Source organism: Butyrivibrio sp. LB2008 (genome assembly GCF_000621565.1).
GTDB lineage: Bacteria > Bacillota > Clostridia > Lachnospirales > Lachnospiraceae > Butyrivibrio.
Window position 1 is genome coordinate 310,599 of the sequence record NZ_JHXZ01000009.1, and the last position, 14,044, is coordinate 324,642.

The following is a 14,044-nucleotide window of genomic DNA, read 5'->3' on the forward strand; positions in this document are numbered from 1 at the left end:
TCTAGGAGAAAAAATGTTAAAAAAATACAAGATAACTGAATATGATTTTTCTCTTGTCGCGATGGTTATAGGACTGACATGCTTTGGTATTATGGCTGTCAGTTCCGCCAATTCAGACGCATTGCTTAAACAGCTTGGCGGTATGATCGTCTGTATTGCAATCATGGCATTTGTGTCACTTCTTGATTACACATATTTAGTTAAGTTTTATTGGGGCTTTTATATTGCAAATCTTGTTCTTTTATATTTGGTTAAAACTCCATTGGGGATTACTCTTAACGAATCGAGAAGGTGGATAAGGATATTTGGCTTTAGTTTTCAGCCTTCGGAAGCGTCCAAAATTTTATTGATTTTATTTTTTTCGCAGTTTATTATGAAATATAAGGATAAAGTAAAAAAAATCAGCTTTATCCTTGTTTGCCTTTTATTATTGGCAATACCACTGGTATATATCAAAAAGCAGCCGGATCTTTCGACTTGTATCGTAATCTTTATTATTTTTGCGTGCATGTTGGTGATTGCGGGTATGGATTGGAGACTGATTGCTGTTTCCTTGGCTGTAGCCGTTCCTGCGGTCTGGCTTGGTGTATATGCCGTAAGTAGCGGACATGCAGGCTTTTTGGATGAGTATCAGCAGAATAGAATATTGGCTTGGCTGCATCCGGAGGATTATTCCACAACGACAGCATATCAGACGAGCAATTCAATTATAGCCATAGGTTCGGGAATGCTTTATGGCAAGGGGTATAACAACGATGATGTAGGTTCGGTTCTTAATTCCGGATTTATTTCAGAGGCTCAGAGTGATTTCATTTTCGCGGTTATCGGCGAGGAGTTTGGTTTTATCGGATGCTGTGCAGTTATTATTGTTCTTTTACTTATTGCAATCAGGTGCTTTATGATCTCTCTAAGAGCGAGAGACAAGGCAGGACAGATTATTGCAGCAGGTGTAGGAGCTTGGGTGGGGTTCCAAGGCTTTTTGAACATTGCTGTTGTAACAGGACTTTTTCCTAATACAGGACTTCCGCTTCCTTTTGTGAGCGCGGGACTTACATCTTTAATGAGTATTTATGCGGGTATAGGAGTTGTCCTTAATGTCAGATTGCAAAGCAACAAGTATATCTAGGGAGGGTTATAGATAGAAATGAATATTGCGCTTATTGCACACGATGCAAAAAAGAAGCTTATGCAGAACTTCTGCATCGCTTATAGGGGTATTTTGAGCAAAAATGAGCTTTTTGCCACGGGAACAACGGGCAGACTTATAGAGGAAGTTACAAATCTTAGCATCCATAAGTATCTTGCAGGCCACTTGGGTGGTGCTCAGCAACTTGGAGCGGCTATTGAACACAATGAGATCGATCTTGTGATCTTTTTGAGAGATCCTCTTACTGTTAAATCTCACGAGCCTGACATCAGTAATGTCATGACTCTTTGCGATATGCATAACATACCTGTAGCAACCAATCTTGCTTCAGCAGAACTGCTTATTAAATCATTGGATAGAGGAGATCTTGAGTGGCGTGAAATGTATAAGTAAGACTTGTTCAATCATTATTGCAATGTTGATGCTTTCATCTGCATGTCTGAGTGGATGTTCTTCTATTCCTTATGAGGCAAAATATTCTATAGATAAATCGCCTGCAAACAGTAGGGAAAATCTGTATTATCCAACATTTGCATCTGATAAATGCGAACCGCAGGACAGATCTTCAGATTCGGGTATGGAAGTAAATGAAGCTGCTTGTGCAGGTTTATTTGATATCAACAGCAGACGCACACTTTATGCCAAAAATGTAAATTCAAGAGTCATGCCTGCCAGTCTTACTAAGGTCATGACTACTTATGTTGCACTTAAATATTTCGGTGATCAGCTTGATAAGGTGCTTACCGCCGATTCTTCAGTCTATGCGAATGAGAGCGGAGCTCAGGCACTTGGCCTTAAAGAGGGTGATTCAATGACTCTCAACGATGCGCTTCATGTTCTGCTTATTTACTCGGCAAACGATGTGGCGAATCTTATTGCGACCAATCTCGGTGGTTCTATCGAAGGTTTTGCCGATATGATGAATGCCGAAGCAAAGAAATTAGGCGCAACACAGTCCAATTTTAAGAATCCGAACGGTCTTAATGACATGGATCATTATGTAACCGCTTATGATATGTATCTTATATTCAGTGCTGCAATGAAGTATGACACTTTCTCTGAGATCATCAGTATGAGTGAGTATAATGCGAAATGGACCGATGCAAGCGGACAGGTACAGGAAAGGTCTATTAATAATACAAACGGATATCTTTCAGGTAATGCAAAAGCTCCAAGTGGTGTTACTGTTATAGGTGGTAAAACAGGTACAACAAATGCGGCAGGACACTGCCTCATATTGCTTGCCAAAGATGGCAAAGGCAATCCGTATATTGCAGTAATTCTGCGTGATACAGACGGTGATACGTTGTATTCTGACATGACTAACATGTTAAGTGAAATCGCTAAATAATGTTGTCTTTTACCCCCTAATATTTTATAATTAATATATCGATAAAATACTTACTTGCGGGAGGGTATGCCGATGGTTCAGTTAATTGTTGGGAAAAAAGGTAAAGGTAAGACCAAATGCTTATTGGACAAGGTAAACACCGAGGTAAAAAATGTTCTCGGATCCGTTGCCTTTCTGGATAAGAGTACCAAGCACATGTATGAGCTTAACAATAAGATTCGTCTAATTGTAGTTTCGGAGTTTATGATCACCAATTCCGATGAATTCATTGGTTTCGTCAGTGGTATTATTTCTCAGGACCACGATCTCCAGCAAATGTATTTTGACAGTTTTTTGAAGATTTCCTGTCTTGAAGGAAAAGATATTTCTCAGACTATCGACAAACTCGAGAAGCTTGGCGAGAAGTTTAATATTGACTTTGTTCTCAGCCTTTCAATGGATGAGTCAGAGCTTCCGGAAAGTGTCAAATCAAAGGTTGTTATTTCACTTTAATTTAAAGTATGAGATATTTGAGCCGCGGAATAACCGCGGCTCAATGTTTGAGTATAAAGAAGGTTAATAAATATGGCTGGCAAAAATAGCCGAAAGATTACAAAATATCCCCAGAATATCAACAACATAAATATCGGTATGGTCTTCTTTGTTGCTGTGGCAATCTACATACTGATAAGCGTGATCTTATATCTCAAGAGAGATCATATAATCGGTTATCAGGTTATGGAAGGAGCTCTTTCAACCAATAATAGTTACAAAGCTATTGCTCTTAGAAGTGAGAAAATCGTTACCGCAGAAAATGCAGGATATGTTTACTATTTTGCTCCCGAAGGACGAAGAGTTGCCGTTAATTCACAGGTCTATACCGTTGATGAATCCGGACAGCTTCTCGAATATCTTAAATCGCAGGGAGCGGAAGAAGTGGCTCTTACCGACGAGAGTATGGAAGAGGTGAGGTCGCAGATAGTAGATTTTTCTGCTTCTTTTGATGAGAAGAATTTTTATACCGTATATGATTTTAAGTCTCTTTTGGATGGTACGGTTCAGAAGTTGTCTAATGAAAGTGTACTTCAGAATATCGAATCGCTTAATTCAAGCAGTTCCACAAGACAGTCTATCAAGAACAGTACCGCCCAGACTACGGGAATTGTTGTTTATTCAATTGACGGCTATGAGAATCTTACTCTAGATGCGATGTCAGCGGATAAGTTTGATGAGTCTAAATATGAGAAACATCAGCTTATAAATAATACACTTGTAAAGGCCGGAGATCCGGTTTATAAGGTCTGTGACAATGAAGAATGGTCTGTCGTTATTCAGGTTAAAGACGAAGAGCAGGCCAAGGCTCTTGAAGCAGAGCAGTATGTCAAAGTTAAATTTATCAAGAATCAGGATGAATCAATGGGTAAGGTTTCCTGGTTCACAAATGCTGATGGGGATACCTTCGTACAGCTTTCTTTTACCAATTCAATGATCACGTTCTGTCGTGACAGATTTCTTGATATTGAGCTTATTACCAAGGATGATACGGGGCTTAAGATTCCCAATTCATCAATTGTTGAGAAGAGTTTCTTTATTGTTCCGGAGGATTTTGTGACCATAAATCCCGAGAAGAATGCCGAAGTTCTCAGAGATAAGTATGATGAACAGGGAAATAAGACTTCTGAACGGATTGTTTTGTCTATCTACGGTGAGAGTGATGATGAGACGGAATATTACATTGATACTGACGTTTTGAGAGCAGGTGATGTGCTGATCAAGCAGGATTCGACGGAGCTTTATACCGTAAGCAAGATGCATACGCTGCTTGGAGTATATAATATCAATAAGGGCTATGCTGATTTTAAGCAGATTGAAGTTCTTTATCAAAATGATGAATACTCGATAGTTAAGTCCTATACCAATTACGGTCTTAATGTTTATGACTATATAGTTCTTGATGCCGAAGCGGTTGACAAGGATGCTGCGAAGAATTCACAGGGTAACGCAGGAAGTTCATCAACAGGTAACAGCATCACCAATGAAACTGCTGATGAACCACAGGAAGTTTATGAAGATTCGGCGGAAAGTGAAGCATCTGTTATTGATGAAGCAGAAACCGGATCATCAGAAGCGAATGCCTCGGAAGGCGAAACAACAGGTGAGCAGTGAGCAGAATCCAATCGATAAGCCATTTTGTTTCAATAGCAATTTGACTAAGGAATAAATCTACGATAATATTAAGATAGAATTTTGTTGGGATATTATTATGAGGAGCATATAGATAATGAGCGTAATGGATAAGTTTTTAAAAGCAATACAGCTTACCGGAGATGACGAAGGCGGATATTACGATTCTGATGATATCTACTATGACAGCAATTCCAAGAATGATGTATTTAGCAATACGGCTCCAATTGGAAAGGATGTTCCGAGTATCGATCTTTCTGAGGAAAAGAAAAAGGTTACTCCTAAAGTTGTTCCTACCAGATCCAGAAAGTCTTTATCGGCTGCCGGTATGGAGGTTTGCGTTATAAAGCCCACATCTGTTGAGGATGCGAGAGAAATTACAGAAACTCTTTTGGCTAATAGGACTGTAGTACTTAATCTTGAAGGACTTGATGTAGACATAGCCCAGAGAATTATCGATTTTACTTCGGGTTCTACATTTGCTATATCAGGTAATCTTCAGAAAATTTCGAGATATATATTTATCATTACACCTGCATCTGTTGATATTTCAGGTGATTTCCAGAGTATCTTGAGCGGAACATTCGGTGGCGGAATTACAGACGGACCACAGCAGATAGATTAAATAATCGAGGCTGTTGACTTTATTATCATTGTCAACAGCCTTTTACTATGAGTGCGGGATAAGCGCATCTGAGGAGAAGTTATGGAAAAGAGATTAAATGTATGCTATCAGGAAAAGCCCTGTTATGACATTATGTACTGCAAAGATTTCAGCGATCTTGGCGAGGAGATAAAGAAGCTCGGATTCGAAAACAGAAGAATCTGCCTTATAACGGATTCAAATGTTGATAAGCTTTATGCAGATGAAGTATGTGATATACTTAATAAAGTTGCAAAGACTGTAATTAAGTGTGTCATTCCTGCAGGAGAAGAGAACAAGAATCTCGATGAGATAAATAAGATATATGAGCAGCTTATTATAAATCATTATGACAGGCACGATCTGATCGTTGCTCTCGGAGGCGGAGTTGTCGGAGATATGGCCGGATTTACAGCTGCGACATATTTAAGGGGAATTGATTTTATACAGATTCCCACAACACTTCTTTCACAGTCTGACAGCAGTATCGGCGGAAAGACCGGTGTAGATTACAAAGGTTACAAGAACATGGTAGGCGCTTTTTATATGCCACGCCTTGTTTATATGAATATCTCAACTCTTAAGACACTTGACGGCAGACAATTTGCTTCGGGCTTTGCCGAGGTTATGAAGCACGGTATTATCAAGGACAGCGAGTTCTATACATGGCTTATCGATAACATGTATGAAATAGACGACAGAGATGTTGATACTCTTCTTGAGATGGTTTACAGGAGCTGTCTTGTAAAGAAAGCCGTAGTTGAGAAAGATCCCACGGAAAAGGGTGAAAGAGCTCTTCTTAACTTTGGCCATACATTAGGTCATGCGATAGAGAAATACAAAAACTTTGAGCTTGCGCACGGCGAGTGCATCTCTCTTGGTTTTGTGGCAGCGGCTTTTATTTCATGGAAAAAAGAATTTCTTTCAATGGAAGAATTCTACGAGATAAGAGATATGCTTGTTCCGTTTAATCTTCCTATTTCATTGGATTCAATTGATGCAGACGAGGTTATAAAGCTTGCAAAATCCGATAAGAAGGCAGATGGTGATAAGATAAAATTCATTCTCCTTAAGAAGATCGGAAAAGCATTTATCGATACTTCGGTTACAGAAGACGAGATGAGAGCAGCACTTGATGAATTGGATTGGTCAAAGAAAGCTAACGAATAATACAGAGGTTTATTATGAATACAAATTTATCTAAAAAGAAAAAGTTATTTTTACTTGCAGATTTTGTGCTTATTATTGTTTTGATACTTTTCGATCAGTTTACAAAGCACCTTGCATTGGTGAATCTTCAGGACAAGCCTTTTAAGATAATAGACGGTGTCCTTGAGTTTAATTATTTACAAAATACAGGAGCTGCATTTGGAATACTTCAGAATCAGAAGGTGTTCTTCGTACTTATTGCCGCAATAATGCTTATCGTTATTGCTTATGTACTTTTCAGAATGCCTGATGACAAGAAGTATAACGCAATGCACATCCTTCTTGTTCTTGTTGCCAGCGGCGCCGCAGGAAATATGATCGACAGGGTTAAGAATGATTATGTTATTGATTTCATTTATTTTGTGATAATCAATTTCCCTATATTCAATGTTGCGGATATATATGTCACTGTTGCGACATTTGCTTTTGCTTATCTTTTAATTTTTTATTATAAAGACAATGACTTCGAGTTCCTTAGTTTCAAGCAGCAAAAGAAATTCAAGGAGTTCAAATAAAAGAAGCTCAAAAGTGTAGTTTGGGAAATACAGATAATGGATGAAAATCTTTTTGAATGTGTAGTTACTGACGAATATGAAGGTTATAGAATCGATAAGCTTATTAGTGAACTTATCGATTCTTTTTCGCGTTCATACATAAAAAAACTTATAGATGACAAAAAAGTCTTTTGCAATGATAAAAACGTGAAGGCAAGCTATGTCGTTTCGGAGAATGATGTTATCAAGATGGAGATTCCGCCGCTTGAGGTTCCGGAGATCCTTCCGCAGGATATACCGCTTGATATCATCTATGAAGACAGAGATGTTCTTGTTGTAAATAAGCCGAAGGATATGGTTGTTCATCCGGCGCCCGGGCATTATAAAGATACGCTTGTAAATGCGGTTATGTTTCATTGCAAGAATTTATCGGGGATTAACGGAGTTCTAAGACCGGGGATCGTTCATCGCATAGACAAGGACACAACAGGATCGGTTATCATATGCAAGAACGATACGGCGCACAGAGAGATTGCTGCTCAGTTAAAAGAGCATTCGATTGACCGAATCTATCATGCCATCTGCTACGGTATTATCAAGGAAGATGAAGGCGATGTAGATGCTCCTATAGGCAGAAGCCCTTCTGACAGAAAGAAGATGGCTGTCGTTTCAAAAGGCGGAAAAGAGGCATTTACTCATTATCGCGTTTTAAAGCGATTTGAGCAGGATAATCTGACATATATAGAATGTAAGCTCAAAACAGGAAGAACGCATCAGATAAGGGTACATATGGCTCATATCGGGCATCCTCTTCTTGGAGATGAGGTGTATGCTCCGGGAAGAAAGAGTAAGTTTAAGACAAACGGTCAATGTCTGCACGCCAAGACGCTTAGTTTTGTTCATCCCGTAAGCGGTGATTATATTGAGACCGACGCGCCTTTACCTGCTTATTTTCAGCATTTGCTTGATGTTCTCAAATAAGGTAAGATATAAGTAAGAGAAGGAATTGTTCATGAAAAAGGGGTGAGTAGTATGAATACAATAATTACTATCGGTAGGCAATTCGGATCCGGCGGAAGAGAAATTGGAGAGATGGTTGCCGAACATTTTGGAATAAAATGCTATGACAAAGAGCTTTTATCTAGAGCTGCAAAAGAGAGCGGATTCTGTGAGGAAATGATACAGAATCATGATGAGAGGCCTACAAATTCTTTTTTGTATAATCTTGTAATGGATACATATTCTTTTGGATATAATTCCTCAAGTTTTGTAGATATGCCGATCAGTCATAAGGTTTTTCTTGCGCAGTTTGATACTATAAAAAAGATTGCCAAAGAGGAACCCTGTGTTATCGTAGGAAGATGTGCAGATTATGCGCTGAGCGACCTTCCGAATGTTCTTAATCTCTTTATCTACGGCGATGAAGAATGCAAGATCAAAAGGATCAGAGAGCGTTTCTCTGATATCACATCAAATGAAAAAGCCAGAGAAATGATGATAAAGAAGGATAAGCAGCGTCAGAGTTATTATAACTACTATTCTTCCAAGAAATGGGGAAGAGCTGACAGCTACGATCTTTGCATCAATTCAAGTATTCTTGGCATTGAGGGAACGGTAAAGCTCATAATTCAGTATGTTGAAGATTATGAATCGGCTCAAAACAAGTAAATTACAGCATTTTGGAGCAAGATAGATTTCGGTTTATCTTGCTTATTTTGAATTTTTTGTAAAAACCCTTAACTAAAAAACGAATCTACCGATATAGTATATGAATAATTTCAAGGAGTCGTTTATGGATTTCAATTTTTTGGCATCGGTAGACAGTATTACAAATAAATATCTCAATCAGACAGCGATTTCATCATTAAGTGAAGAAGATAAAAAGAAATTCGGCGCGGATTTTGCCGAAGTATATGAATCAATGACCTCAATGAAGCTTCTTAGCGCAAATCTTCGTTCAAATTATGAACACGCACATTCTGACGATCTGAGTGAGCATGCTTCAAGACTTGGCTATTCAATAGATAACAGAGTCATAAATATGCTTCATGTGCAGCTAACGGATGAAATGAATACAAAAGTTAAATCCGCTATGGATAATGCGGTCAGTTCTTTAATTTAATAAATTTTATCAGATGTTTGGCCTGTATCGTAAGGTACAGGCTTTTTGCCGTCTTTATGACGGTCATTCCCAAATATTACATAAAGATTTTATTCTTTTATGCTGGAATAATGCATTTTTCAAGAGTAGAATTATTTTTTAAGGAGCGTAAAAATTATGAAGATGAAATTAGAAAAGGAATATGTAGATTATCTTATCAGTAAAACAGAGGAAATCGTAAAAATTGATTCTCCTACAGGTTATACCGAGAATGCTGCGGCATTTGTAAAAAAGGAATTCGAAGATCTGGGCTTTAAAGCATATTATGCAAACAAAGGCGGAGTAATTGTCGAGTTTGGCGGTAAAGATAAGGATAACGGGCTCCTTCTTGAAGCTCATGTCGACACTCTCGGCGGAATGGTTTCAAAGATCAAGTCTAACGGCAGATTGGAACTTACAAACCTTGGCGGAATGAATCCTAATAATGCCGAGACAGAGAATGTAAAGGTCATCACCAAATTTGCCGGTGAATACGAGGGTACATTCCAGCTAAATGATGCTTCTATTCATGTAAACAAAAAATATGATGAGAACAAAAGAGAATGGAGCAGCTGTGAAGTTGTTCTCGACGAGGACGTTCATAGCGTTGACGATGTCAAAAAGCTTGGAATCTCTGTAGGCGATATTGTCTGCTTTGATCCCAATTTCAGAGTTACAAAGAGCGGATATATCAAGTCAAGATTTCTTGATGATAAGCTCAGTGTGGGTATTATTTTTGCTTTTGCAAAATATATTAAAGATAATAATATAATCCCTGAAAGAGCCATATATGCGCATATCACGGTATATGAAGAAGTAGGACACGGCGGATGCGGTAATGTTCCCGAAGGATGCACTGAGGTTATGTCAGTAGACATGGGGTGTGTCGGTGAAGATTTAAACTGCACGGAACGTCAGGTTTCCATATGTGCAAAGGACAGTAACGGCCCTTACAATTACAATATTGTAAAAACACTGATAAAAACAGCTATGGACAATGAAATAGATTATGCTGTTGATGTTTATCCTATGTACGGAAGCGACGCCGAAGCATCACTTCGTGCCGGAAACGATCTCAGGCACGGACTTATAGGTGCGGGTGTTTATGCGTCTCACGGATATGAGAGAAGTCATAAAGACGGCGCGGAGAACACATTAAAATTATTGATAGCATATTTATTGCAATAAAGATAAATTATTTAGCAGGAGGATTAGTGTGCCGTCCGGCACACAAGATTTAAAGACATTATGAAGTACATTTATGAAACTCACATGCACACCAAGGAAGCGAGCGCCTGTTCGGGAACAGAGGGCCGCGAGTTTATTAAATATATGTCTGATCTTGGTTACAGCGGAATAATAATCACAGATCATTTTTTCAACGGAAACAGTTGTGTTCCAAAGGATCTGCCCTGGGAGAAAAGGGTAGAGATGTATTGCAGCGGTTACAAGCATGCATTGGAAGAAGCACAGAAAACCGAATCTGACCTCACTGTAATGTTCGGTATCGAATACAATTTCAAGGGCGATGAATTTCTTCTTTACGGAGTAGATGAGAACTGGCTCCTTGATAATCCTGATATTCTGGAAAAAGACAGATATGAAGTCTGCGAATCCGTACATAATTACGGCGGAATCATGGTTCAGGCTCATCCGTACAGAGAAAGAGGGTATCTGAGCGAGATAAACTTAACGCCCGCAGTATGCGACGGAGTAGAGGTATACAACGCCTGCAATCCCGATTATCAGAATTCACTCGGATACGAATATGCTGTTGAAAAGAAATTCAGAATGTCTGCAGGTTCCGATATCCATAATCCGGGACAAACCGATATGGGCGGAATGAGCTTCGATCATAAGATAAATTCTATTGAAGAATATGTAAAAGCTTTTATGAACAACGAAGGAACTCCTGTATTTGCGCGTAATATACAAAACAATATAGAATTTAAAGAAGTTAAGGGTGATACAGCGCTTACGATTCCTACACAAGGGCCGACTCTTGAAGTGTTCTGGCATTGAATATTTAAGTAAATGGAGAGGTTATTTAATAGATAACCTCTTTTTTATGCTTATTTCATAGAGTTTTTTGATATAATGATAAAAAAGTGTTGTTATTAAAGGAGGAATTTGAAAATGGCAGATATTACAAGTATTATCAAGCAGATTTCAGGTAACAAAGATCTTTTAAAGCAACTTTCATCAGCTGATCTTAGTCAGGCAAAGGATCTTTTAGCAAAAGCCAATATCAATATTGATGAAGCCGATGTCAAAAAGGTTCAATCAGCGCTTGCAGATGGCAAGTTTGACCTTGGAGATATTAAAAATATTGCCGGAGGACTTTTTAAGAAATAACGGACAATTTAGCAATTTAGCACTGGTAGGGATGCAAATAAACTTTTTCGCAAAATTCTAGTTTTACGAAAAACATATAGTGTGTTATTATAGATATATAGGTATTCTTTGCCTATATATCTATTTTTTATCTGTTTTAAAGCGCATATACAGCTATAAATATCTTGTTTGGAGGAACTACACGATGCTTGAGAACAAAACACAATACTCTGATAAGATCAATGAACTCTTAAGTGAAATGCCTGAATTTATTTCTGACTTTATCTATAATTTCGGACGCGTTGAGAATTATGCGACTAAGCTCGAATATTGTCGTGATATAAAGGTCTATCTTGAATTCATAACAAATTATCTGCCAAAATATTGCGATAAAGACATCAAGGAACTTACCATAGATGACGTTGCCAATATAGAAATTCTTGATATAAACAGGTTCCTAACAACGCTTTCCGGTAATCACAAGGAAACAACTGTTAAAAGAAAACGTGCTTCCTTATCCAGTATGTATGGCTTTTTTGTTGCAACGGGTAAAATGCCGCGAAATCCAATTGCAGCTACTAAGACAATTAAAATTCCAAATAAGGATGTTATTTATTTAACAAACAAGGAACAGAGTACTCTTCTGGACACCGTAAGGCACGGGACCAATCTTCATGATTCTGTCGCTAAAGTGCATTATATCTATGCAGACAGGGATTCAGCCATGTTTATTTTGCTCCTTGATACGGGACTTAGAGTTTCTGAGATGCTCGGCACGGATATTATTGATTACAACCTTGATGATTGCAGTGTTGTCGTTAACAGAAAAGGCGGTGACACGCAGATAATCTATTATTCCGATGAATGTCGTGATTATCTGGATGTATATTTTACTTCTCAAAAGGCAAAAAACGGATTATCTGCAAATAATCTCAAGTACCCTGCTTTTACTACTTCTACCGGCAAAAGACTTGGAGTTCGAGCCGTTGAGATGCTTGTAAAGAAGTATGTGACTGCTTGTCTTCCGGAAAAAGCCAGGATAATATCTCCGCATAAATTAAGATCAAGTTTTGCAATGAGTTTTTATGCTGCGAGCGATAAAGATATCCTTCTTCTTAAGAAAAAAATGAATCATAAGAGCATACAGACCACAAATATATATGCTAAAGCTTCAGATTCAGCTATGAAGGATTCCAGATCGATATTGCAGGGATTAAGATAAAATATTGAAATATTATAAGCAAAACCCGGAAAAACTGAAAAATTTCCGGGTTTTATAATGTCATATTATTAAACTAATTTACAAAACTATCATATATTTCTACATGATCGTAGATGCATCTCCATGAACTGAAAGAATTGGCTGTAACACAAATATAATGCTTACCGTTATTGGAAATCTCATAGCTGGCTCCGCAAGAACCGGCCTGATGTACATATCCGGTCTTAGCGCCAAGAACCTCACCATGCGTATCCTTATCTTCTATTCTTCTAAGGAACAGATTTGATATGTTTATTCCTTTGGGAGCTGCTTTGGTTGGTGATGTTGTATAGGTTCTTGCTTGCAAAATTTCGTGACAAAGAGCATTCTCTTCAGCAGCCTTAAGAATAATTGCTATATCAAGTGGCGTACAATAGTGATCCTCGTTGAATATTCCGACACAATTTGTAAAATGAGCCGAATCGGAAAGACCAAGCTCTTCAAGCTTTTGATTCATCAATTCTACAAAAGCATCTTGTGATCCCGCAACATATTCAGCAAGACCTATAGCTGCATCGGCACCGGATTTCAAAATAGTACCGTACATAAGATCTCTGACAGTCTGTTTATCACCGACTTGGAGTCCAACGTTCATACAATCATTTTCAAGTACGTATTTCGTTATTCCTTCATTTATTTCATATTCATCATCTAGACTTTTTATATGCTCTGCAGCAACCAATAGAGTTAATATCTTGGTCATCGAAGCAGGATTAATACGTGTCCTTGCGCTTTTTCCGGCAATAACTTCTCCTGTGTCCAGATCAAGCAGAACCGCATAAGTACTCATCATATTTTCTGTATTGATGGTAGACACGTTTGATTCAACATACTGCACTTTATATCCCTTAAAGAATGATGCAGCGTCAGCTGATTTTTCCAAATATGGGTTGAGCTGAACGTCTTTGATAACTGTATCTACTACATCAAGCGGCGTGTTGTCAGCCTCTGCTGATGCTTCGGCGTCTTGTTTCTTTTCCTTAGTTTTGTGAATCTTACCTATACCAAATACAAATCCGGATAAAATGAAAAATAATACTATTACAAATGTAATTGTATGAAGGATAATTTCTCTTTGTCGTCTTAATTTATATTCTCTAACGGAAAGCCGTTGTCCGTTTCTTTTTCTGTAACTTCTTCGCCTTAAAGAACGTCGTCTTTTTCTGCTATTTCTCAAAACTAAATTCCACCCTATAAAAAAAATATAACTATTAAATGTTATCATTTTTTTAGCTATATGTTCAAGGGCAAAAAGCTACAAAATAATGTAAAAAAAACTTACAGGGCGGAAAAAACTTTATT

Annotated in this window: 16 protein-coding genes; 15 read left to right on the forward strand and 1 reads right to left on the reverse strand. The window is 38.0% G+C overall.

All coding sequences use genetic code 11. From position 1 onward, the window contains the following. Positions 1-13 precede the first annotated feature (13 nt). From T356_RS0101380 to T356_RS0101450, 15 genes are all read left to right on the forward strand, one after another. Complete coding sequence (locus T356_RS0101380; RefSeq protein ID WP_026512946.1) at positions 14-1,126, forward strand: FtsW/RodA/SpoVE family cell cycle protein; 1,113 nt, start codon at positions 14-16, stop codon at positions 1,124-1,126. A gap of 18 nt (positions 1,127-1,144) precedes the next feature. Next, the gene (mgsA, locus tag T356_RS0101385) at positions 1,145-1,540 is read left to right on the forward strand and encodes a methylglyoxal synthase (RefSeq protein ID WP_026512947.1); all 396 of its coding nucleotides are present in this window, start codon (positions 1,145-1,147) and stop codon (positions 1,538-1,540) included. Beyond that, complete coding sequence (locus T356_RS0101390) at positions 1,524-2,498, forward strand: D-alanyl-D-alanine carboxypeptidase family protein (protein ID WP_026512948.1); 975 nt, start codon at positions 1,524-1,526, stop codon at positions 2,496-2,498. Before mgsA ends, T356_RS0101390 begins: the two co-directional genes overlap by 17 nt. A gap of 72 nt (positions 2,499-2,570) precedes the next feature. Further along, the gene (locus tag T356_RS0101395; RefSeq protein ID WP_026512949.1) at positions 2,571-2,990 is read left to right on the forward strand and encodes a hypothetical protein; all 420 of its coding nucleotides are present in this window, start codon (positions 2,571-2,573) and stop codon (positions 2,988-2,990) included. A 72-nt stretch (positions 2,991-3,062) separates the two neighbouring features. Beyond that, the gene (locus T356_RS17975; RefSeq protein ID WP_197020864.1) at positions 3,063-4,643 is read left to right on the forward strand and encodes an HlyD family efflux transporter periplasmic adaptor subunit; all 1,581 of its coding nucleotides are present in this window, start codon (positions 3,063-3,065) and stop codon (positions 4,641-4,643) included. A 115-nt stretch (positions 4,644-4,758) separates the two neighbouring features. Further along, entirely contained in the window at positions 4,759-5,286 is a 528-nt protein-coding gene (locus tag T356_RS0101405) for a cell division protein SepF (RefSeq protein ID WP_026512950.1), read from the forward strand. 81 nt (positions 5,287-5,367) lie between these two features. Next, positions 5,368-6,474 (forward strand): 3-dehydroquinate synthase, encoded by a 1,107-nt coding sequence (aroB, locus tag T356_RS0101410; RefSeq protein WP_026512951.1) that lies wholly within the window; start codon positions 5,368-5,370, stop codon positions 6,472-6,474. A 14-nt stretch (positions 6,475-6,488) separates the two neighbouring features. Continuing rightward, a complete protein-coding gene (gene lspA, locus T356_RS0101415; protein ID WP_026512952.1) occupies positions 6,489-7,028 on the forward strand; it encodes a signal peptidase II in 540 nt (179 codons plus the stop codon). A gap of 36 nt (positions 7,029-7,064) precedes the next feature. Continuing rightward, the gene (locus T356_RS0101420; protein ID WP_026512953.1) at positions 7,065-7,988 is read left to right on the forward strand and encodes an RluA family pseudouridine synthase; all 924 of its coding nucleotides are present in this window, start codon (positions 7,065-7,067) and stop codon (positions 7,986-7,988) included. A 51-nt stretch (positions 7,989-8,039) separates the two neighbouring features. Then, entirely contained in the window at positions 8,040-8,675 is a 636-nt protein-coding gene (locus T356_RS0101425; RefSeq protein WP_026512954.1) for a cytidylate kinase-like family protein, read from the forward strand. 124 nt (positions 8,676-8,799) lie between these two features. Next, complete coding sequence (locus T356_RS0101430) at positions 8,800-9,129, forward strand: hypothetical protein (protein WP_026512955.1); 330 nt, start codon at positions 8,800-8,802, stop codon at positions 9,127-9,129. Positions 9,130-9,291: 162 nt separating this feature from the next. Beyond that, entirely contained in the window at positions 9,292-10,335 is a 1,044-nt protein-coding gene (locus T356_RS0101435; protein ID WP_026512956.1) for a M42 family metallopeptidase, read from the forward strand. Between the two features lie 60 nt (positions 10,336-10,395). Next, on the forward strand, positions 10,396-11,169 hold the full coding sequence (locus tag T356_RS17980; protein ID WP_155838939.1) for a PHP domain-containing protein: 774 nt from the start codon (positions 10,396-10,398) through the stop codon (positions 11,167-11,169). Positions 11,170-11,283: 114 nt separating this feature from the next. Further along, complete coding sequence (locus tag T356_RS0101445) at positions 11,284-11,502, forward strand: hypothetical protein (protein WP_026512957.1); 219 nt, start codon at positions 11,284-11,286, stop codon at positions 11,500-11,502. Positions 11,503-11,686: 184 nt separating this feature from the next. Beyond that, positions 11,687-12,703, forward strand: coding sequence for a tyrosine-type recombinase/integrase (locus T356_RS0101450; RefSeq protein WP_026512958.1), 1,017 nt, complete (start codon positions 11,687-11,689; stop codon positions 12,701-12,703). A 73-nt stretch (positions 12,704-12,776) separates the two neighbouring features. Here T356_RS0101450 and T356_RS17985 read toward each other — a convergent pair whose 3' ends face one another. Further along, positions 12,777-13,919 carry a D-alanyl-D-alanine carboxypeptidase family protein gene (locus T356_RS17985; RefSeq protein ID WP_051563066.1) on the reverse strand — a complete coding sequence of 381 codons (1,143 nt, stop codon included), beginning with the start codon at positions 13,917-13,919 and terminating at the stop codon, positions 12,777-12,779. Positions 13,920-14,044 lie beyond the last annotated feature (125 nt).